The organism is Streptomyces sp. NPDC088812, from assembly GCF_044750285.1.
In the GTDB taxonomy this organism is placed as follows: Bacteria; Actinomycetota; Actinomycetes; order Streptomycetales; family Streptomycetaceae; genus Streptomyces.
In genome coordinates this window covers 19,692-40,402 of sequence record NZ_JBIVJP010000005.1, presented here as the reverse complement: position 1 = coordinate 40,402, position 20,711 = coordinate 19,692, and the positions used below count along the sequence as shown (strand labels likewise).

The window sequence follows — 20,711 nt, the reverse complement described above, 5'->3', positions numbered from 1 at the left end:
GGCTCCCCCCGAACGGGGCGCGAACGTCCGCGCGGTCGCGCGGTCGTCGTGCTCCGTCCCGTCCGCCGACGGTCGTGCTGCGCGTTGTCTGGCTCTGCGCGGCCGGCGGACGTACCCGAGCGGTGCTCTGTGCACACGGCGGAGGAATGTAGGGATTTTGACGAACCGTTATCAAGCAACTTCCCGTTCCTCCAGGCCAGTTGCCTGTTACCGCCGGTAGCGACGAAATCCGGCCACCCACTTCATACGCCGATTTCCGGATTTGTCGACCCGCACCCGCGATGGACTGTGGCCCACCTCACGCAACCAACTTCCTTACGGCACTTCGGACTTGACAGTGAGTGCCCGATTCCGCACAGGTCGTGACCGTACGCGCAGGGCGATGCGATTCGGTTCACCGAGCAGCGTGACCCTGGCCACAGATCGCCCGTTGTCTTCTTCATGAGCCGGGAGCCACCCGGCCCCGCCAACGCACCGCATTCCGAGGGAGTCACCCGTGCCGCGCATGCTCGACGTCAGCGACGAGGTACGCGCCGAGATCGGCGACGAAGAAGCCAACCGGCTGCTCGCCGGAGAGAACGCCCCGGGCAGTTACGACTGCACGTCCTGCCGCACCCCGGGCGACTCCGAGCACGAGCGCACCAGCACCGTCCTGTTCATCGGGGACGAGACCGCGGTCCTCGCCTTCGCCCACGCCACCTGCCTGCCCTCCCAGGTCGTCCAGGTGACCGAGGAGCAGCTCCAGGGAGCCGTGCGCTCGATCAGCGGCGACACCGTCGACCTGGACCCCGCGAAGGTCGTGCCCGAGCAGGCCGTGCTGGGCGTCACCAGCGGACTCGTCCTGATCGCGGGGGAGCTGCACCCGGCCCTGGTCGTCGAGCCGACCGCCCCCATCGTGCGCCCCGGCACGACGGGCGCCGGCGACGACTTCCTGCCGCTCCTCATCGAGCAGGGCTTCATGCCGGTGACCGAGCTGTCCGAAGTGCCGCCGGTGCAGCACGGCTGGTCGGTGCTGCTGGCGATGGGCCAGCTGCACGCCGTGCTCCAGCCCTCGGCGGGCGGCGGCCAGCCGGTCGCGTGGTGGCAGGCGCACCAGCCGCTCCAGGTGACGGAAGGGTGGCGGGCGGCCGCCAACAAGCACCAGCAGGTGCTGATGTTCGCGGCGCCGGTGGGGTCGATCGGCCGCCAGCCGCGGGAGGACCTGCTGCGGGACGCGCTGGACAAGGCGGCGGCCGGCGGCAAGCTGGTCGGGGCGGCGCTGCCCCTCGCGGGCACCTGAGCAGCACCGCGACGGGGAGCTGCCGGCGACCGGCGGCCGCGGGAGGTCCGCGGCCCGTCGCGCCCGCGCGGCGGGCCGCACATCGACGCGGCCCCGCGCTCCTTCGGGGCGCCGCCCGGCCGCATCCCTTCCCGTCCGGCCTCGTTTGGACATACGTGCACACCTACGACGTTCCGCGCCGCCAGGCCTACCAGTCGCTCCCGTCCGCGCGGCCGGTACACGAACCCCAGGGCGGCCCCTCGGCCACGCCGATCTACGACGCGCTCTACGCCGAGTACGTCAAGTCGTTCCGTTCCCTGCCCGGGGACCGCAGCGGGGAGGACGATCTGGGGTTCACGGCCTTCGGGAACATCCCGCACGGTACGGGGTCGTTCAGCAGCTCGTACACCAGCACCTACAGCGCGTACAGCGCGGGCGCGCACAGTGCGCGCAGCGGGCTCGGGCAGCAGTCGCAGTCGCAGTGGCAGCGGGTCGGGCCGCTCGGTCCGGTGGGCCGGCAGCACGCGCCCTCGGGAACGCACCACGTCCCGGCGGCCCTGCCCCCGGCGCCGCGAAGAGGCCTGTGAGGCACGGCGGTTCCGCGGAACGTCCGGAGGGCGGCACCCCGTTGCGGGTGCCGCCCTCCGGACGTCGTGTCACTTCTTCTTGCCGCGCTTCTCGCGCACCCGCACCGAGATGTGGATCGGGGTGCCCTCGAAGCCGAACTCCTCCCGCAGCCGTCGCTCGACGAACCGCCGGTAGCCCGCCTCGATGAAGCCGGAGGCGAACAGCACGAACCGAGGCGGCTTGGTGCCGGCCTGGGTGCCGAAGAGGATGCGCGGCTGCTTGCCGCCCCGGATCGGGTGCGGGTGGGCCGAGACCAGCTCGCCGAGGAAGGCGTTCAGACGGCCGGTGGGGACCCGGGTCTCCCAGCCGTTCAGGGCCGTCTCGATCGCGGGGACCAGCTTCTCCATGTGCCGTCCGGTGCGCGCCGAGACGTTCACCCGGGGCGCCCAGGCGACCTGGGCGAGCTCGGTCTCGATCTCCCGCTCCAGGTAGTAGCGGCGCTCCTCGTCGAGGGTGTCCCACTTGTTGTAGGCGAGGACGATCGCGCGGCCCGCCTCGACCGCCATGGTGACGATGCGCTGGTCCTGGACCGAGATGTTCTCGGAGGCGTCGATCAGGATCACGGCCACCTCGGCCTTCTCGACGGCGGCCGCGGTCCGCAGCGAGGCGTAGTAGTCGGCGCCCTGCTGGAGGTGGACCCGCTTGCGGATGCCGGCCGTGTCGACGAACTTCCAGGTGACGCCGCCCAGCTCGATCAACTCGTCGACCGGGTCACGGGTGGTGCCCGCCAACTCGTTGACGACGACGCGCTCCTCGCCGGCGACCTTGTTCAGCAGCGAGGACTTGCCGACGTTCGGACGGCCGATGAGCGCGATACGGCGGGGGCCGCCGACCACCGTGCCGAAGCTCTGCTCGGGCGCCTCCGGCAGCGCCTCCAGGACGGCGTCCAGCATGTCGCCGGTGCCGCGGCCGTGCAGCGCGGAGACGGGGTGCGGTTCGCCCAGGCCCAGGTTCCACAGGTAGGCCGCGTCCGCCTCGCCGCTGGGGCCGTCGACCTTGTTGGCGCACAGCACGACCGGCTTGCCGGCCTTGCGCAGCAGGCGGACGACCGCCTCGTCGGTGTCGGTGGCGCCGACCTTGGCGTCGACGACGAAGACGACGGCGTCGGCGGCCTCGATCGCGTACTCGGCCTGCGCGGCGACGGAGGCGTCGATACCGAGGACGTCCTGCTCCCAGCCGCCGGTGTCGACGACCTTGAAGCGGCGGCCCGCCCACTCGGCCTCGTAGGTGACGCGGTCCCGGGTGACGCCGGGCTTGTCCTCGACGACGGCCTCGCGGCGCCCGATGATCCGGTTCACCAGGGTCGACTTGCCGACGTTCGGACGGCCGACGACGGCGAGCACGGGCAGCGGCCCGTGACCGGCCGCCTCGATGGCGCCCTCGACGTCCTCCAGGTCGAAGCCCTCGACCGCGGCGAGCTCCATGAACTCCGCGTACTCGGCGTCGCCGAGCGCCCCGTGATCGTGCTCGAAGGCGTCCGAGCCGTCGGGCTGGATGTGGTCGTTCATGAAGTCCGTACCTCGTCGTTCATTCGTGGTGGTCGGTGGACCGCCCGTTTTCCCCGGTCGATCCACTACTCGGTGTCGCCCGGCGCCCGTCGGGGTGCCGGGCGTTCTCGGCCCGCTGCCCGTCAGTCCCCGGCCGTCCGCCGGCCGGTGAGCCGTCTGGCGTGCTCCAGGTGTGCGGCCAGGTGCTTCTGGATGCGCTCGGTCGCCTCGTCCAGCGCCTTGCGCGTACGCCGTCCGCTGCCGTCGCCCGCCTCGAACGGGTCACCGAAGACGACGTCGACGCGGGAGCGCAGCGGGGGCAGCCCCTTCATCAACCGTCCGCTCCGCTCGGAACTTCCCAGAACCGCGACGGGCACGATCGGCGCCCCGCTGCGCACCGCGAAGTAGGCGAGGCCGGCGCGCAGCGAGGCGAAGTCGCCCTCGCCCCGGGTGCCCTCCGGGAAGATCCCCAGGACCCCGCCGCTCTCCAGCACGCCCAGCGCGCGGGTGATCGCCGTGCGGTCGGTGGTCTCGCGGTCCACCTTCAGCTGGCCGATGCCGGTCAGGAAGGGGTCGAGGGGGCCGACGAACGCCTCCTTCTTGATCAGGAAGTGCGTCGGCCGGGGCGCCACGCCCATCACCATCGGGCCGTCGATGTTGTGGGAGTGGTTGACGGCGAAGATCACCGGACCGGCCGCCGGCACCTTCCAGGCCCCCAGCACCCGCGGCCGCCACAGCCCGTACATCAGGCCGACGCCGATGCGCCGCCCGACCTCCGCGCCCCGCTCGGAAGGCAGCTCGCTCACCGCGCGGCCCGCTTCTCCTCGACGAGGGTGACGACGCACTCGATGACCTGGGCCAGCGTCAGCTCGGTGGTGTCCACCTCGACGGCGTCGTCCGCCTTGGCGAGCGGCGAGGTCTTGCGGGAGGAGTCGGCCGCGTCGCGCTTGATCAGCGCCTCGCGGGTGGCGTTGACGTCCACGCCCTTCAGCTCGCCGCTGCGGCGGGCGGCGCGGGCCTCGGGCGAGGCGGTGAGGAAGATCTTCAGGTCGGCGTCCGGCAGCACGGTGGTGCCGATGTCGCGCCCCTCGACGACGATCCCGCGCTCGGCCGAGGCCGCCAGCGACCGCTGGAGCTCCGTGATCCGGCTCCGCACCTCCGGGACCGCGCTGACCGCGCTCACCCGGGAGGTGACCTCCTGGGTACGGATCGGCCCGGACACGTCGGTGCCGTCCACCGTGATCGTCGGGTCCACCGGGTCGGTGCCGGAGACGATCTCCGGCTTGCCCGCGACGGCGGCGATCGCCGAGGGGTCCTCGATGTCGATCCCGTTGTGCACCATCCACCACGTGATCGCCCGGTACTGCGCCCCGGTGTCCAGGTAGCTCAAACCGAGCTGCGTGGCCACGGCCTTCGACGTGCTCGACTTGCCCGTGCCGGAGGGGCCGTCGATGGCGACAATCACGGGCTGGGCGGCGCCGTTTTCCACGGGGGGACACCTTCCTGGTGCGAGGCGGTGGGCTGCGGGGCGACACTGTGCCCCGCACAAGGTTACTGGGTGCGGGTCACTCGTCCGGCCGCACACCGATGCCGTGCCGACGCCGGTCAGGGCGGTTCAGCCCGTCCGGCGCCTGAGGACGGGGCCCGTCCAGGGCCGAAGCGGGGGCCCGGGGCGGCAGCCCCCGGCGAGGCGGTCCGGCAGGCAGGGCCGCTACTGCCGGATCGCCCAGCCCCGCTCCCGCAACGCCGCCGCCAGCACCACCGCGCTCTTCGGCTCGACCATCAACTGCACCAGACCGGCCTGCCGCCCCGTCGCGTGCTCGATCCGCACGTCCTCGATGTTGACCCCGGCCAGCCCCGCGTCGGCGAAGATCCGGGCCAGCTGCCCGGGCTGGTCGTCGATCAGCACCGCGACGACCTCGTACACCCGCGGCGCGGACCCGTGCTTGCCGGGGACGCGGACCTGCCCGGCGTTGCCGCGGCGCAGGATGTCCTCGATGCCGTCGGCGCCCGTGCGGCGCTTGTCGTCGTCGGCGGACTGCAGGGCCCGCAGCGCCCGGACGGTCTCCTCCAGGTCGGCGGCGACATCGGTGAGCAGGTCGGCGACCGGCCCGGGGTTCGCGGACAGGATGTCGATCCACATCCGGGGGTCGGAGGCGGCGATGCGGGTCACGTCCCGGATGCCCTGGCCGCACAGCCGTACGGCGGCCTCCTCGGCGTGCTCCAGACGGGCGGCGACCAGGCTGGAGAGCAGGTGGGGCATGTGGGAGACCAGGGCGACCGCCCGGTCGTGGGCGTCCGCGTCCATGACGACGGGGACGGCCCGGCAGTGCGAGACCAGTTCCAGGGCGAGGTTGAGCACCTCGGTGTCGGTGTCCCGGGTCGGGGTGAGCACCCACGGGCGGCCCTCGAAGAGGTCGCCGCTCGCGGCCAGCGGTCCGGACTTCTCCCGGCCCGACATGGGGTGCGTGCCGAGGTAGGCCGAGAGGTCGAGGCCGAGGGCCTCCAGCTCGCGGCGCGGTCCGCCCTTGACGCTGGCCACGTCGAGGTAGCCGCGGGCCGCTCCCCGGCGCATGGCGTCGGCGAGCACGCGGGCGACATGGGCGGGCGGGGCGGCGACGATCGCGACGTCGACGGGCCCGTCGGGGGCCTCGTCGGTGCCGGCGCCCAGCGCGGCCGCCGTACGGGCCTGCTCGGGGTCGTGGTCGTCCAGGTGGACGACGACGCCGCGCTGGGCGAGGGCCAGGGCCGCGGAGGTGCCGATGAGCCCGGTTCCGATGACGAGCGCGGTCCTCACTGGGCGATGTCCTTGCGCAGGGCCGCGGCGGCGCCGAGGTAGACGTGGCTGATGTCGGCGCGGGACCGGTCGGACTCGATGTGCGCGAGGACGCGCACCACCCGCGGCATGGCGCCCCGGATGTCGAGTTCCTGGGCGCAGATCAGCGGGACGTCGACGATGCCGAGCTTGCGGGCCGCGGCCGCCGGGAAGTCGCTGTGCAGGTCGGGCGTGGCCGTGAACCAGATGCTGATCAGGTCGTCGGTGCCGAGGGAGTTCCGCTCCATGATGGCGGTGAGCAGGGCCCCGACCTGCTCGTCCATGTGTCCGGCCTCGTCCCGCTCCAGCTGGACCGCTCCCCGGACCGCTCGTACCGCCACGGCACCGCTCCTTGCTTCCCGTACGTTTCGGCTCTTCGCGTCCAGCGTAGTCAGGCCGGGCCCCGGCGGTGCGCCGCGCCCGCCCGCTGAGACGGTGTGCGCAGGGGCGACGCCGCGATACGCCGCCGCACGCCGGGCGTGGATCAGACGGGTCGCAGGAGTGTTTTGTGGCAGTCTTTCCTGAATCGCCGATCCCGCATCGCTGATCCCGTGGGGCCGTCCGTACCGGGACACCGCCGGCCGGCCCCCTCGCCTCTGGTTCTTCCGCATCCTCGGAGTGACGACATGACCCACACCGCCTCGCGCCGGACGGTTCTCCTCGCGACGGGCGCGACGGCGCTCGCCGTCGGCTGCAGCGACAACGACGACAACGGCGGCTCCGCCTCCGCCACCACGTCCTCGGCCGCGGTGGGCGACGCCCGGGTGCTGGCGCGGACGGCCGACGTCCCCGTCGGCGGCGGCAAGATCTTCAAGGACGAGAAGGTCGTCGTCACGCAGCCGACCGAGGGGGACTTCAAGGCGTTCTCGGCGGTCTGCACCCACCAGGGGTGCACGGTCGCGAGCGTCGCCGACGGCACCATCAACTGCCCCTGCCACCGGAGCAGCTTCAAGATCTCCGACGGCGCGCCGACCGGCGGCCCGGCGACCACCCCCCTGCCCGCCGAGCGGATCACGGTCCAGGGCGACAGCATCGTGCTGGCGTAGGTCAGAGGTCCCAGAGCGCCCCGAGGGTCACCAGTTCCCCGCCGTACTCGATCCGGTCCGCCCACTGCGTCGGCCACGCCTCGGCCCCGGCGTGGGCGCCCGCGAAGGCGCCCGCCAGGCAGGCGACGGAGTCGGAGTCGCCGGACGAGCAGGCGGCCCGGCGCAGGGCGGTGACCGGCTCGTCGGGGAAGAGCAGGAAGCACAGCAGACCGGTCGCCAGTGCCTCCTCGGCGATCCAGCCCTCGCCCGTGGCCAGGCAGGGGTCGGTCTCGGGCGAGGGGGCGCGCAGGGCGTCCCGGAGGCGCTCCAGGACGGCCAGGCACTCGTCCCAGCCGCGCGCGATGAAGTGCTCGGGGGTCGGGTCCTGGCCGCGGGTCCACAGGTCGCCGAGCCAGCGCTCGTGGTAGCGGCTCCGGTTCTCCAGGGCGTACGAGCGCAGCAGTCCGACCAGCCCCCTCGGCTCGGCGCCCTGGGTGAGCAGCCGTACGGCGTGGGCGGTGAGGTCGGAGGCGGCGAGCGCGGTGGGGTGGCCGTGGGTGAGGGCGGCCTGGAGCTGGGCGGCGCCGGCGCGCTGCTCGTCGCTGAGGCCTGGGGCGAGGCCGAGGGGCGCGACGCGCATGTTGGCGCCGCAGCCCTTGGAGTGGATCTGGCTGGCGTCCTGCCAGGGGCGCCTGTCGTCCTCCAGCAGGCCGCAGGCGGTCAGGCAGGTCCGGCCGGGGGCCCGGTTGTTCTCGGGCGACCGGTACCAGTCCACGAACTCCGCGCGCAGCGGCTGCTCCAGCCGCTCCGGCAGCAGCAGACCGCGGTCCATGGCCGTGCGCAGGGCGCGGCCCACGGCGAGCGTCATCTGGGTGTCGTCGGAGACGAAGGCACGTGCCGGCAGGTCCATCTGCCGCCACGGTCCGCACTTGGCGAGGATCGACGGGACGTCGTCGAACTCCGTGGGGAACCCGAGCGCGTCCCCCAGCGCGAGGCCCACCAGGGACCCGGTCGCGGCGCGTTTCCTGACGGTGGTGGTGGTCATGCGGGGCGTCCTTCCCGGGGCGGTCGCAGCAGCGGCGGATGGAGGGTGGTGGCGGTGCCGGCGCGGTACAGGGCGGCCGGTTTGCCGCGGCCGCCGGTCAGGCGTGCGGCTCCGCCGGGGACGGGCTCGACGAAGCCCGGGGTGGCGAGCACCTTGCGGCGGAAGTTGGGCCGGTCCAGGCCCGTGCCCCACACGGTCTCGTAGACCCGCTGGAGCTCGCCGAGCGTGAACTCGGGCGGGCAGAAGGCGGTGGCGAGGCAGGTGTACTCGAGTTTGGCACCGACCCGGTCGTGGGCGTCGGCCAGGATCCGGTCGTGGTCGAAGGCGAGCGTCCGCACGTGGTCGTACGGCTGCCAGCGGGCCTGGGCCGCGTCGCCGCCGCCGTGCGGCTCGGGCGCGTCGGGCAGCAGTGCGGCGAAGGCGACGGAGACGACCCGCATCCGCGGGTCGCGGCCGGGTTCGCTGTAGGTACGCAGCTGTTCCAGGTGGAGTCCGGAGACGTCCGCGAGGCCGGTCTCCTCGGCGAGTTCGCGCCGGGCCGCGGTCTCGGCGGACTCGTCCGGCAGCAGAAAGCCTCCCGGCAGCGCCCACCGGCCGGCGTACGGCTCCTGCCCGCGCTCGACGAGCAGGACGTGCAGCGCGCCCGCGCGCAGGGTGAGGACGGCGAGGTCGACGGTGACGGCGAAGGGTTCGAAGGCGTACTTGTCGTAGCCCTGCATCCACCCCACCCCCCTTAATGGTCTTGACGACTATAAACCGCTCGGGGGTGCGGACACAACAGAGCGGCCGGTCCGGAGGTTCCGGACCGGCCGCTCCACGGGGCACGGCGCCCTACAGCTCGACCTCCTGCATCAGCATGCCGACCTCGGTGTTCGACAGCCGCCGCAGCCAGCCCGACTTCTGGTCGCCCAGGGTGATCGGGCCGAAGGCCGTGCGCACCAGCTTGTCGACCGGGAAGCCGGCCTCCGCCAGCATGCGGCGCACGATGTGCTTGCGGCCCTCGTGCAGGGTGACCTCGACGAGGTAGTTCTTGCCGGTCTGCTCCACGACGCGGAAGTGGTCCGCGCGCGCGTAGCCGTCCTCCAGCTGGATGCCGTCCTTGAGCTTCTTGCCCAGGTCGCGCGGGATGGGACCGACGATGTGCGCGAGATAGACCTTCTTCACGCCGTACTTGGGATGGGTCAGCCGGTGCGCCAGCTCGCCGTGATTGGTGAGCAGGATGACGCCTTCGGTCTCGGTGTCGAGCCGACCGACGTGGAAGAGCCGCGTCTCCCGGTTGGTGACGTAGTCGCCGAGGCACTGCCGGCCCTCGGTGTCCTCCATCGTCGAGACGACACCGGCGGGCTTGTTCAGCGAGAAGAACTGGTACGACTGCGTGGCGACGGTCAGGCCGTCGACCTTGACCTCGTCCTTTTCCGGGTCGACCCGCTTGCCCTGCTCCAGGACGATCTCGCCGTTGACCTCGACCCGCGCCTGTTCGATCAGCTCCTCGCAGGCGCGCCGGGAGCCGTAGCCCGCGCGGGCGAGGACCTTCTGGAGCCGCTCGCCCTCCTGCTCGGCGCCCGGGAAGGTCTTCGGCAGCTTGATGTCCTTCTTGCCCGCGTACCGCTCGCGGTTGCGCTCCTCGGTCCGTGTCTCGTACTCGCGCGAGCGCGCCGGAGCCGTACGGCCGCCCTGCTGGGGCCTCTTCGGGCCGCCCTTGGCGCCGCCGCGGGCCGCGCCGCCGCGCCCCGCCTTCGGGCCGTCCGGGGAGGCGCCGGGGCCCACGTCGTAGCGGCGCTCCTCGGGGCGGGGCTTGCGGGGACGGCCCTGGCCCTGCTTCTGGTCCCTGTCGTTGCCGGCTCCGCGGTAGTTACCGCGCCCACCGCTCTTGCCGCTACCGCTGCCGCTGCTTCGCATCAAAGTTCCGTCGTTGTCCTAATCGGGCATGTCCGTCGGGGGACCGTCGTCCGGCTCCGGGGCGTCCGGATCGAACGACGGTACGCCTTCCTGGGTCTCGGCCTCGATCGCCTCCGCCTCCGGGAGGAAGGGCGCGAGCTCCGGGAGCTCGTCCAGACCGCGCAGGCCCATCCGCTCCAGGAAGTAGTTCGTCGTCCCGTACAGGATCGCACCTGTTTCGGGTTCCGTGCCCGCCTCCTCGACCAGTCCGCGCTGGAGGAGGGTGCGCATCACACCGTCGCAGTTCACTCCGCGCACCGCGGAGACCCGGCTGCGGCTGACCGGCTGGCGGTAGGCGACGACGGCGAGGGTCTCCAGCGCGGCCTGGGTGAGCCGGGCCTGCTGCCCGTCCAGGACGAAGCGCTCGACGGCCGGGGCGTACTCGGCGCGGGTGCAGAACCGCCAGCCGCCGGCCACGAACCGCAGCTCGAAGCCGCGCCGCTGCACGGTGTACTCGTCGGCCAGCTCGCGCAGGGCGTCCGCGACCTGCCGGCGCGGGCGCTCCACGATCTTCGCGAGGTGCTCCTCGGTCGCGGGCTCGTCCACCACCATCAGGACGGCTTCCAGGGCGGGCTTGAGACCGAGGTCCGCGACGGTGCCCGTCGCGGCCGGTACCCCGGCGGTCTGCTCCCTCACGGTTTCCTCTCCTTCTCCGGCTGCTCGGGCGGCCGGTCGAACTCGTCGGTCACCCTCGGTGCCTCGTCACCCTCCCCGCCCGTCCAGCGCACGAGCAGCTCGCCGAGCGCGCTCTCCTGGTCGAGGGCGACGGCCTTCTCCCGGTACAGCTCCAGCAGGGCCAGGAAGCGCGCCACGACGGTGAGGGTGTCGCCGGTGTCCTCGACGAGCGTGCGGAAGCTGACCTCGCCGAGCTCGCGCAGCCGCGCGACCACGATCCCGGCCTGCTCCCGCACACTGACCAGGGGCGCGTGGATGTGGTCGACGTACACCTGCGGCTTGGCCCTGGGCTGCATCGCCTTGACCGCGAGCTTCGCGAACCCTTCCAGGCCGATGCTGATGACGACCTCGGGCAGCAGTTCGGCGTGGTGCGGTTCGAGGCCGACGGTACGGGGGTATCGGCGGGCCTCCTCGAGGAGCCTGCCGTGGAAGATGTCGGCGACCTGCTTGTAGGCGCGGTACTGGAGCAGCCGGGCGAACAGCAGGTCGCGGGCCTCCAGCAGCGCCAGGTCCGCCTCGTCCTCGACCTCCGCCTGCGGCAGCAGCCGGGCCGCCTTCAGGTCGAGCAGGGTCGCGGCCACGACCAGGAACTCGGTCGTCCGGTCGAGGTCCCAGTCCGGCCCCATGGCCCGGATGTACGCCATGAACTCGTCGGTGACCTTCGACAGCGCCACCTCGGTGACGTCCAGCTTGTGCTTGGAGATCAGCTGGAGGAGCAGGTCGAACGGGCCCTCGAAGTTGGCGAGCCGAACCTGGAAGACCCCGCCTGCGCCGGCCGCTCCGGCATCCGCCCCGACCGCCCCGGGCCGCCGCCCGCCCGCATCCGCTCCGGCGTCCTCTGCCGCGGCACTCCCGGCCCGCCCCTCGGCACCCGGCACGACGTCTGCCGAGCCGATGGTCCCCGCCCGTGCGCCGGCACCCGGCACAGCGTCCTCCCGCACGACGGTCCCAGCGGACCCGCCCGCCCCCGATCCGGCAGCCTCAGCGGACCCGTCCGCACCCGGCGCGACGCTCTCAGCCGGCCCCCGCGCCCCTGGTCCGACGGCCTCCGCCACCTCCGCCGTCCCGAGCCGCCCGCCCGCCCCCGATCCGGCAGCCTCAGCAGGCCCGTCCGCACCCGGCGCGACGCTCTCAGCCGGCCCCCGCGCCCCTGGTCCGACGGCCTCCGCCGCCCCCGCCGTCTGGAGCCGCCTGTCCGTCCGCGGTGCGACGGTTTCCGCCCCGGCCGCCGTCCTCCTGGCAGGCGCGGCCTCGGGCTCCGGCGGGTCGACCGGTACAGGCGGTGCAGAGGGCACCGGCGGTACGGGCTGTACCGGCGGTACCGGCTGTGCGGACGGCACCGGCGGTTGCTCGGGTCCCGCCACCGGTTCGGGCCGCGGCCCGTTCGCGCCCGGTCCTCGTCCCAGCGCGCGCCGACGGCCACCGGCTGCGGGGCCGGGGCCGGGAGCGGGAACGTCCTTCGGGGTCATGGCCCCCGCAGGCTACCGCTACCGCCCGCGCAGCCGTCGTACCAGGATGCTGGCGTCCCCGCGGGTCTCCAGGTCGGCGAGGACGACGGCGACCGCCTCGCGGACGATGCGGCCGCGGTCGACGGCGAGTCCGTGCTCACCGCGGAGCACCAGACGCGCGTGTTCGAGGTCCATCAGCTCCTCGGCGGACACGTACACCGTGATCTTCTCGTCGTGCCGCTCCCGGCCGCTGGGCCGGCGCGCGGACGACCGCCCGCGCTTGCGCGGCTGGGCGGCCGCGGCCGCCGCGGCAGAGCCTTCCGGCGCCTCCTGGCGCCGCGCGGCGCGCTCCGCGCCGGCGGTCCGGCTGCGGGACTCACCGGCGTCGGCCCGTTCGGTGTCCGCCGCCACGTGCTCGGCGCCCTCGCCGTCGCCGCCCTGCGCGGGCACCGCCTGCGGCACGTCCGCACCGGAGGCGGCCGCCACCGCGTCGCTCTCGCCCGCCGGCGCGGGCACCCGGGCTTCGCCGCCCGCCTGGCGCCGGGGTGCGGACGGCTGGAGCGCCGTCCCCCCTGTCGTACGGAAGAGTTCGTCGGCCCCCGGCAGACTCACTCGGCGTGACACCGGGCGAGCACCTCCCTGGCGAGCTGGCGGTAGGCGGCGGCGCCGACGGAGTTGGAGGCGTACGTGGTGATCGGCTCACCGGCGACCGTGGTCTCCGGGAAGCGGACCGTGCGCCCGATGACCGTGTGGTAGACGTGGTCGTCGAACGCCTCGACGACCCGCGCGAGCACCTCACGGCTGTGCACGGTGCGCGAGTCGTACATGGTGGCCAGGATCCCGTCGAGTTCCAGCTCCGGGTTGAGCCGTTCCTGGACCTTCTCGATGGTCTCGGTCAGCAGCGCCACACCGCGCAGGGCGAAGAACTCGCACTCCAGCGGGACGATCACCTTGTGCGCGGCGGTCAGCGCGTTGACCGTGAGCAGGCCGAGTGAGGGCTGGCAGTCGATGACGATGTAGTCGTAGTCGTCCATCAGCGGCTTGAGGGCACGCTGGAGCGTGGACTCGCGGGCGACCTCGGAGACCAGCTGGACCTCGGCGGCGGACAGGTCGATGTTGCTGGGCAGCAGGTCCATGTTGGGGACCGCCGTCTTCAGGAGCACCTCGTCCGCGGACATGCCCCGCTCCATGAGCAGGTTGTAGACGGTGAGGTCGAGCTCCATCGGGTTGACGCCGAGACCGACCGACAGCGCGCCCTGCGGGTCGAAGTCCACGAGCAGCACCCGGCGTCCGTACTCCGCGAGCGCGGCACCCAGGTTGATGGTCGACGTGGTCTTGCCCACGCCGCCCTTCTGGTTGCACATCGCGATGATCGTCGCGGGACCGTGGTTCGTCAGCGGTCCCGGGATCGGGAAGTACGGCAGCGGGCGACCGGTCGGGCCGATGCGCTCACGGCGCTGGCGGGCAGCGTCGGGCGCGAGCGTGGCCGCGTACTCGGGGTCGGGCTCGTACTCGGCGTCGGGGTCGTAGAAGTGCCCGTCGGGCAGTTCGTCGTAGTCGGCGAAATGGTTGTGGGGCGCGCCACTTCCGTCGCCGGCCATGGCGTTCACGTGATGGCCATCCATGCTCTGGTGTGCTGACAGAGCCGTATGGGGGCTTCTCTGGCTCTGATGGGCTGCGAAGGTTCGGACAGCGACGGAGCCGACAGCCTCGAGCCCCGTGGAGCCCTGGCCCCGCGTAGGCATTCCTGGTTGAGCACCCCCGGGAGCAAATGTCGACTCATTCACAAGTCGTCTTACCTCCTTGGTGACCAGGAAACTTCTAGACAAGGTCAGCGTGGCACCATGCCGACGACTGGCGACTCTATGGCGTGTCGGGCGTCCGCAGCAACACAATCCGCCGGACCCGGCCCGATGTGTCGGCAATGAAACAAGTCGCTGTCAAGGGCGTACGGCCGTCGCACAGCAGGTTTCACCGGTGTACGAATCGGTCGAACGGTTACGTTCGAGGCGAGTTGTCCGAGCATCGCAAAGTGACCATACACACATCCGGCCGGACCTTGTCGGGCAAGGTCCGGCCGGGTGCGCGCGGTTGACGCGCCGAGTTGACGTATCGCCTTTACGAAAAGGTGATTTGGCCGTACGGCGAGGTGTTCGGCCGGCGTGATCAGCCGAGGAGCGAGTCGAGCTCCACGTGCTCCAGGCCGTGCGCCTCGGCGACCTCGCGGTAAACGACCTTGCCGTCATGGGTGTTGAGGCCCTTGGCCAGCGCGGCGTCGCGGCGCAGCGCCTCCGCCCAGCCCCGGTTGGCGAGTTCGACGATGTAGGGCAGGGTCGCGTTGGTGAGCGCGTAGGTGGAGGTGTTGGGGACCGCGCCGGGCATGTTGGCGACGCAGTAGAAGATCGAGTCGTGGACCTGGAAGGTCGGCTCGGCGTGGGTGGTGGGCCGGGAGTCCTCGAAGCAGCCGCCCTGGTCGATCGCGATGTCGACAAGGACACTTCCCGGCTTCATGCGCGAGACGAGCTCGTTGGTGACCAGCTTCGGGGCCTTGGCGCCCGGGATGAGGACGGCGCCGATGACGAGGTCGGCCTCGAGGCAGGCCTTCTCCAGCTCGAAGGCGTTGGAGACGACCGTCTGGATCTTCGTGCCGAAGATCTTGTCCGCTTCCTTGAGCTTGTTGATGTCCCTGTCGAGCAGGGTCACGTGGAAGCCCATGCCGATGGCGATCTGTGCGGCGTTCCAGCCGGAGACGCCACCGCCGATGACGACGGCCCTGGCGGCCAGCACGCCCGGGACACCGCCGGGCAGGACACCGCGCCCGCCGTTGGCGCGCATCAGGTGGTAGGCGCCGACCTGCGGGGCGAGCCGGCCGGCCACCTCGGACATCGGGGCGAGCAGCGGCAGCGCGCGGTTCGCCAGCTCCACGGTCTCGTAGGCGATCGCCGTGGTACCGGACTCCAGCAGGGCGTCGGTGCACTCCCTGGAGGCGGCCAGGTGCAGGTAGGTGAAGAGCGTCTGGTCCTTGCGGAGGCGGTGGTACTCCTCGGCGATGGGCTCCTTGACCTTCAGCAGCAGGTCGGCGGCGGCCCACACCTCGTCGGCCGTCTCCAGGATCTGCGCGCCGGCGGCCAGGTACTCGTCGTCCGTGATCGACGAGCCGACACCGGCGTTGCGCTCGACGACGACCTGGTGGCCGTGGCGCACCAGCTCGTGCACACCGGCGGGGGTGATGGCCACCCGGAACTCGTTGTTCTTGACCTCGCGGGGGATGCCGACCTTCACGTCGATCACGGTCCTTGGCTCAGAGGGTGTGGGGGTATAGCAGCAGATACCCGGAGGCAACGGGCACACCGGGATACACCGCAGGAGAACGTGCGGCAGAGCCAGTCTAATGAAGGTGTTCCCGCTGTCTAGCCTTTCAAAGCATCAATCTTCAGCGGGTGTACTGCGGATTTCGTAGGCGTTAGCACGGTGTTCCAGCCCTGGATCACTGTCGGGGGCCTCCTCTCCCAGAATGCGCTCGGCCGCGCCCCGGTGCAGCAGGGCCGCCGCCGGGTCGCCGAGGTGCTCCAGGGTGTCGGCCAGCCGCAGCTGCACCGCGGCCTGCAGCCGTACGTCCTGCGCGCGCCGCGCCCACTCCACCGCCTCCTGGCAGGTGCGCAGCGACTCCTCCGGGCGGCCCGCGTACTCCTGGACCCGCGCCAGCTCGCTCAACGCCCGCGCGTAGGCGCCCAGATCGCCGTTCTTGCGGTGCCCGGCCGCCGCGGCCCGCCAGCCGCGCTGCGCCTCGCCGTAGCGGCCCGCGTAGGTCTGCGCGGTGGCGATCCGGCCGTACAGCCGGGCGGCGTCCGCGCGCTCGTCGCGGGCCAGCCGCTGGGCCAGGGCCCTGCCGAACCAGTCGGCGGCGCGCTCGTAGTCCCCGAGTTCCTGGTGCGCGCCGCCTACGGATTCCATCGCGCGCCCGGTCGCATACGGGTCGTTCGCCTCGCGTCCGGCGTCCAGCGCCGCCCGGTACCGCACCAGGGCGTCCGCCGTCCGCCCGGTCCGGGCGTCGACGTCGGCGAGGTTCAGCAGGGCCGCGGCCTTCTCGCGGGGCAGGTCGCGCCGCTCGGCCACGTCCAGGACGAGCTGGTGGACGCCGTACAGGTCGGGGGCGGCGCCCTGGGTGCCGAAGTGCGCGACCATCGCCCTGACCAGCTGGGACATCAGCCGCCTGGCCAGGGTGTCCAGCTCCCCGTCCGCGACCGCGAGACGTGCGGAGGCGAGCAGGGCCGGCCGTCGGACACGCAGCCAGTCGGCGGCCGCGCGGGGGCTCGAAAAGCGCAGGGCCCGGGGCATGCCCTGGAGCCTGCCGCGGGTCTCGGGGTCGTCGGTCTCCGTGATCGCCCGGCAGGACTGCAGCAGCCGTACCGTGCGCTCCAGCATGCGGGCGCGCGCCAGCTGGAGCTCGCCCGGGCGCTCGTGGGTCTCGGCGGCGGCCCGCAGCAGGGGGTGCAGACAGGCGGGGACCTCGTACTGCGGCAGCGGTGCTTCCACCACCCGCAGCAGGCCGAGGGCGACGAAGCCGTCCAGGGTGGTGCGGGCGGTGTCGATCGAGCAGCCGGCGAGCGCGGAGGCGGTGTGCGGGTCCACCAGGCCGGCCGGGGCGAGGGAGAGCAGGCGCAGGATCCGGGCGGAGGCCGCGGGCAGGGAGTCGTGGGTGAGCCGGAAGACGCGGCCGAGGGGACTGGTGTCGGCGCCGTCGTCGCCGGTCTCGGCGTGCATCTGTTTGGCGAGGTCGGCGACGGTCGCCTGGGAGCGGGCGGCGAGCCAGCCGCCCGCGAGGATCAGCGCGGCGGGATGGCCCTGGCAGGCCTCCACGAGCCCCTCCGCGGCGCGGGGGTCGACGGTGATGCGGACCGATCCGGTGTAGCGGGTGATCAGTTCGAGGGCGGACTTGGTGTCCAGGCCGCCCAGCGTGCAGGGACGCACGTCCGAGATCCCGGTGAGCGGGCCCGCGGAGACGGCGACGACCAGGCATTCCGGGGAGTCCGGGAGCAGCGCGTCGACCTGGTCGGCGCCCGCCGCGTCGTCGAGCAGGAGCAGCATCCGCCGCTCGGCGAGCGCCTCGCGCAACGTGGCCGAGAGGTCCTCCTCGCCGGCGCCCGGCGGGATGGGCAGGCCGAGGGCGGCGAGCAGGTCGCGGGCGGCGCGCTCGACGGGCACGGGGGTGCCGTCCGGCTCCCCGAGACGGGCGCGCAGCACACCGTCGCGGTAACGGTCCGCGACCTGGCGGACCAGTTCCTCGGCGAGCGCCGTGCGTCCGGAGCCGGGCCGGCCCGCGATGAGCAGCACGCGCGCGCGGGGCGCCTTCTTCCCGGACAGCGTGTCCAGCCCCGCGCGCGCGATGTCGGCCCGCAGTTCCTTCAACTCCCGGGCCCGGCCCAGGAAATGGCCCTCCGTCGCAGCGTGTCCCGACAGCTGCACGCCGTCTGTGTCCACTGCCTGTTCCGTCACGGGCCACACTCCCGTCCCACCGCGCGCGCAAGCCCGCCGGGTCTCCGGACCGGGCGATTCCAGAGCCTAGTTCACGCTCTGCGACGTTCCGGGAGGAGCACGGCGGTGGCGTCGCCCGATCGGATCAGGCGATCGTCACACTGGACGGTGGGGACTCACGGGCATCCTGCCGATCACGCCTCGAAGGGACGCGCCGGCCACGGCGCCTGAGCCGGCCGCAGCGCGTCGAGCCCGTCGCCGCCGCGAGCGGCGACCAGGGAGAGGACGCCGACGACGAGGCAGTTGTTGTGCAGGTCGCCCGCGAGCACGCCCCGGACCAGTTCGTCGAGCGGCACGCGCGCGTGCTCCATGTCGGCCTCCTCGTCCTCCACCGCGAAGCGCTCGCCGTCGGCCTCGGACAGATCGCGGGCGAGGAAGATGCGCACCGCCTCGTCACAGCCTCCGGCGGTCGTGTACACGTCGGTGAGAACCCGCCAGTCCTCGGCCTTGACGTGCGCCTCCTCGTACAGCTCGCGCTGGGCGGCGTGCAACGGGTTCTCGCCCGGCACGTCGAGCAGGCCCGCCGGGATCTCCCACAGCTTCTGCCGCACGGGGTGGCGGTACTGCTTGATGAGCAGGACGCGGTCGTCGGCGTCGAGGGCGAGGACGGCCACGGAGCCCGGGTGGACCTGGTAGTCGCGGCGGACCACCGAGCCGTTCGGCATGACCACCTCGTCCGTGCGGACGGAGGTCTTGTTGCCCACGAAGGGGGTCTTTGTCGCCCGGATCTCCCACGCCTCGGGGGTGTCCTTGATCGTCATGCCCTGTCCTTCCACACGTACGCGAGTGACCGGCCCGCACGCGGCGAAGGGACCGGCCGAAAGAGAACCGGGGTGCCCACCTTTGCAGGTATGCACCCCGGCCACCGTACAACTGGTGTGTTACTCCGCATTCGCCTCCGCGGCGACCTGCCGCTCCACGGCCGCCTTCACCAGGCCCGCGAACAACGGGTGCGGACGCGTCGGCCGCGAGCGCAGCTCGGGGTGCGCCTGCGTGGCGACCAGGTAGGGGTGGACGTCCCGCGGGTACTCGACGTACTCGACGAGCTTGCCGTCCGGGGAGGTGCCGGAGAACAGGATGCCCGCCTTCTTCTCCAGCTCCGCGCGGTAGGCGTTGTTCACCTCGTACCGGTGACGGTGCCGCTCCTCGACGTACTCCTTGCCGTCGTACACCTCGCGGACGATGGAGCCCTCGGCCAGCTTGGCCGGGTACATGCCCAGGCGCATCGTTCCGCCCATGTCGCCCTCGCCGGCGACGATGTCGAGCTGTTCGGCCATGGTGGAGATGACCGGGTGGGCGGTGGCCGGGTCGAACTCGGTGGAGTTGGCGTCCGAGACACCGGCGAGGTTGCGGGCCGCCTCGATCACGATGCACTGCAGGCCGAGGCAGAGGCCGAGCAGCGGGATCCGGTTCTCGCGGGCGTAGCGGATCGCGCCGACCTTGCCGAGCACACCGCGGTCGCCGAAGCCGCCGGGGATGCAGATGCCGTCGACGTCGGCGAGCTGGGCCGCGGCGCCGGCCGGGGTCTTGCAGTCGTCGGAGGTGACCCACTTGATCTTGACGCGGGCCTTGTGGGCGAAGCCGCCGGCGCGCAGGGCCTCGGTGACCGAGAGGTAGGCGTCGGGCAGGTCGATGTACTTGCCGACCAGGGCGAGGGTGATCTCGTGGTCGGGGTTGTGGACGCGGTCCAGCAGGTCGTCCCAGGTCGTCCAGTCCACGTCGCGGAACGGCAGGTCCAGCTTGCGGACCACATAGGCGTCCAGGCCCTCGCCGTGCACGGTCTTCGGGATGTCGTAGATCGAGCGGGCGTCGGGGCAGGCGACCACCGCGTCCTCGTCGACGTCGCACATCAGCGAGATCTTGCGCTTGATGGCGGTGGGGACCTCGCGGTCGCAGCGCAGCACGATGGCGTCCGGCTGGATACCGATGTTGCGCAGGGCGGCCACGCTGTGCTGGGTCGGCTTGGTCTTCAGCTCCCCCGAGGGGCCGATGTAGGGAAGGAGGGAGATGTGGACCACGAAGACGTTGTCCCGGCCGACCTCGTGGCGGACCTGGCGGACGGTCTCCAGGAACGGCAGCGACTCGATGTCGCCGACCGTGCCGCCGACCTCGGTGATCACGACGTCCACCTCGTCCGTCGCCATGCGGCGGATGCGGTGCTTGATCTCGTTGGTGATGTGCGGGATGACCTGCACGGTGTCACCCAGGTACTCGCCGCGGCGCTCCTTGGCGATCACCGTGTTGTACACCTGGCCGGTGGTGACGTTGGCCGAGCCGTCCAGGTCGCGGTCGAGGAAGCGCTCGTAGTGGCCGATGTCCAGGTCGGTCTCGGCGCCGTCGTTGGTGACGAACACCTCACCGTGCTGGAACGGGTTCATCGTGCCAGGGTCGACATTGAGGTACGGGTCGAGCTTCTGCATCACGACGCGCAGGCCCCGCGCCTTGAGCAGCATCCCGAGGCTGGAGGCCGTCAGACCCTTGCCGAGAGAGGAGGCGACACCCCCGGTGACGAAGATGTGCTTGGTCGTCGTGGATTTGGGCGGCATGGCCAAGAGGGGGCTCCCGTGGTCGCGGTCTGGGGGTGCGGTGCGGCGTCCGGAGGCTCTCACCAGCGGTTCGGGCCGGATTTCTCCGGGGGCGCCGTCGCTGCGGTTCGGGGGTTTCGAGCCCACCGGTCCACGGGCTACCAGGGTATCAGCGCCTCGGGGAGATGGCTTCCGGCCACGCTCCGCACACGTCCCGACACGGACTCGCGGGTCCACACTGGTTTCTCACCCGGTGCTCACCCGTTCGGCCCACCCGCGTTGCCCGGAGCGGCACACAGATCATCTACGTGCGTCGTATCCTGCTCGGACACT

19 protein-coding genes are annotated in these 20,711 nt (G+C 72.3%); 3 read left to right on the top strand and 16 right to left on the bottom strand.

All coding sequences use genetic code 11. The features are described 5' to 3' along the window. The first annotated feature begins 496 nt into the window (after positions 1-496). Together ACIP67_RS10460 and ACIP67_RS10455 are read left to right on the top strand one after the other, a co-directional pair. Positions 497-1,279, top strand: a complete 783-nt coding sequence (locus tag ACIP67_RS10460; RefSeq protein ID WP_401690407.1) for a hypothetical protein — start codon at positions 497-499, stop codon at positions 1,277-1,279. A gap of 155 nt (positions 1,280-1,434) precedes the next feature. Then, a complete protein-coding gene (locus tag ACIP67_RS10455; RefSeq protein ID WP_401690405.1) occupies positions 1,435-1,845 on the top strand; it encodes a hypothetical protein in 411 nt (136 codons plus the stop codon). A 69-nt stretch (positions 1,846-1,914) separates the two neighbouring features. Here the strand turns inward: ACIP67_RS10455 and der are convergent, their stop codons facing one another. From der to aroH, 5 genes are all read right to left on the bottom strand, one after another. Further along, a complete protein-coding gene (gene der / locus ACIP67_RS10450; RefSeq protein WP_401690402.1) occupies positions 1,915-3,393 on the bottom strand; it encodes a ribosome biogenesis GTPase Der in 1,479 nt (492 codons plus the stop codon). A gap of 122 nt (positions 3,394-3,515) precedes the next feature. Further along, the gene (locus ACIP67_RS10445; protein ID WP_401690399.1) at positions 3,516-4,178 is read right to left on the bottom strand and encodes a lysophospholipid acyltransferase family protein; all 663 of its coding nucleotides are present in this window, start codon (positions 4,176-4,178) and stop codon (positions 3,516-3,518) included. After that, positions 4,175-4,861, bottom strand: coding sequence for a (d)CMP kinase (gene cmk / locus ACIP67_RS10440; RefSeq protein ID WP_401690396.1), 687 nt, complete (start codon positions 4,859-4,861; stop codon positions 4,175-4,177). The genes ACIP67_RS10445 and cmk overlap by 4 nt, the downstream gene beginning before the upstream one ends. Positions 4,862-5,083: 222 nt before the next feature. Further along, positions 5,084-6,169, bottom strand: coding sequence for a prephenate dehydrogenase (locus ACIP67_RS10435; RefSeq protein WP_401690393.1), 1,086 nt, complete (start codon positions 6,167-6,169; stop codon positions 5,084-5,086). Next, a complete protein-coding gene (gene aroH / locus ACIP67_RS10430) occupies positions 6,166-6,528 on the bottom strand; it encodes a chorismate mutase (protein ID WP_401690390.1) in 363 nt (120 codons plus the stop codon). Before aroH ends, ACIP67_RS10435 begins: the two co-directional genes overlap by 4 nt. 285 nt (positions 6,529-6,813) lie before the next feature. Between aroH and ACIP67_RS10425 the strand changes: the two genes are divergently transcribed. Beyond that, positions 6,814-7,233, top strand: coding sequence for a Rieske (2Fe-2S) protein (locus ACIP67_RS10425; RefSeq protein WP_401690387.1), 420 nt, complete (start codon positions 6,814-6,816; stop codon positions 7,231-7,233). Position 7,234: 1 nt separating this feature from the next. Here the strand turns inward: ACIP67_RS10425 and ACIP67_RS10420 are convergent, their stop codons facing one another. The 11 genes from ACIP67_RS10420 to ACIP67_RS10370 form a co-directional block, all read right to left on the bottom strand. Further along, the gene (locus ACIP67_RS10420; RefSeq protein WP_401690384.1) at positions 7,235-8,257 is read right to left on the bottom strand and encodes an ADP-ribosylglycohydrolase family protein; all 1,023 of its coding nucleotides are present in this window, start codon (positions 8,255-8,257) and stop codon (positions 7,235-7,237) included. Further along, a complete protein-coding gene (locus tag ACIP67_RS10415) occupies positions 8,254-8,976 on the bottom strand; it encodes an NUDIX domain-containing protein (RefSeq protein WP_401690980.1) in 723 nt (240 codons plus the stop codon). Before ACIP67_RS10415 ends, ACIP67_RS10420 begins: the two co-directional genes overlap by 4 nt. Positions 8,977-9,088: 112 nt before the next feature. Continuing rightward, the gene (locus ACIP67_RS10410) at positions 9,089-10,156 is read right to left on the bottom strand and encodes a pseudouridine synthase (protein ID WP_401690381.1); all 1,068 of its coding nucleotides are present in this window, start codon (positions 10,154-10,156) and stop codon (positions 9,089-9,091) included. Between the two features lie 18 nt (positions 10,157-10,174). Further along, complete coding sequence (gene scpB, locus ACIP67_RS10405) at positions 10,175-10,831, bottom strand: SMC-Scp complex subunit ScpB (RefSeq protein ID WP_401690378.1); 657 nt, start codon at positions 10,829-10,831, stop codon at positions 10,175-10,177. Further along, a complete protein-coding gene (locus ACIP67_RS10400; RefSeq protein WP_401690375.1) occupies positions 10,828-11,811 on the bottom strand; it encodes a segregation and condensation protein A in 984 nt (327 codons plus the stop codon). Before ACIP67_RS10400 ends, scpB begins: the two co-directional genes overlap by 4 nt. Positions 11,812-12,357: 546 nt before the next feature. Next, the gene (locus ACIP67_RS10395; RefSeq protein WP_401690372.1) at positions 12,358-12,942 is read right to left on the bottom strand and encodes a hypothetical protein; all 585 of its coding nucleotides are present in this window, start codon (positions 12,940-12,942) and stop codon (positions 12,358-12,360) included. Beyond that, entirely contained in the window at positions 12,927-14,063 is a 1,137-nt protein-coding gene (locus tag ACIP67_RS10390) for a ParA family protein (RefSeq protein WP_389520039.1), read from the bottom strand. Before ACIP67_RS10390 ends, ACIP67_RS10395 begins: the two co-directional genes overlap by 16 nt. 421 nt (positions 14,064-14,484) lie before the next feature. Further along, positions 14,485-15,609, bottom strand: a complete 1,125-nt coding sequence (gene ald, locus ACIP67_RS10385) for an alanine dehydrogenase (RefSeq protein WP_401690369.1) — start codon at positions 15,607-15,609, stop codon at positions 14,485-14,487. 135 nt (positions 15,610-15,744) lie between these two features. Continuing rightward, positions 15,745-17,814, bottom strand: a complete 2,070-nt coding sequence (locus tag ACIP67_RS10380; protein ID WP_401690366.1) for a tetratricopeptide repeat protein — start codon at positions 17,812-17,814, stop codon at positions 15,745-15,747. A gap of 173 nt (positions 17,815-17,987) precedes the next feature. After that, on the bottom strand, positions 17,988-18,614 hold the full coding sequence (locus tag ACIP67_RS10375; RefSeq protein ID WP_401690363.1) for an NUDIX domain-containing protein: 627 nt from the start codon (positions 18,612-18,614) through the stop codon (positions 17,988-17,990). A gap of 120 nt (positions 18,615-18,734) precedes the next feature. Then, positions 18,735-20,399: a CTP synthase gene (locus tag ACIP67_RS10370; protein ID WP_401690360.1), complete on the bottom strand. Its 1,665-nt coding sequence runs from the start codon at positions 20,397-20,399 to the stop codon at positions 18,735-18,737. Between the last annotated feature and the right edge of the window lie 312 nt (positions 20,400-20,711).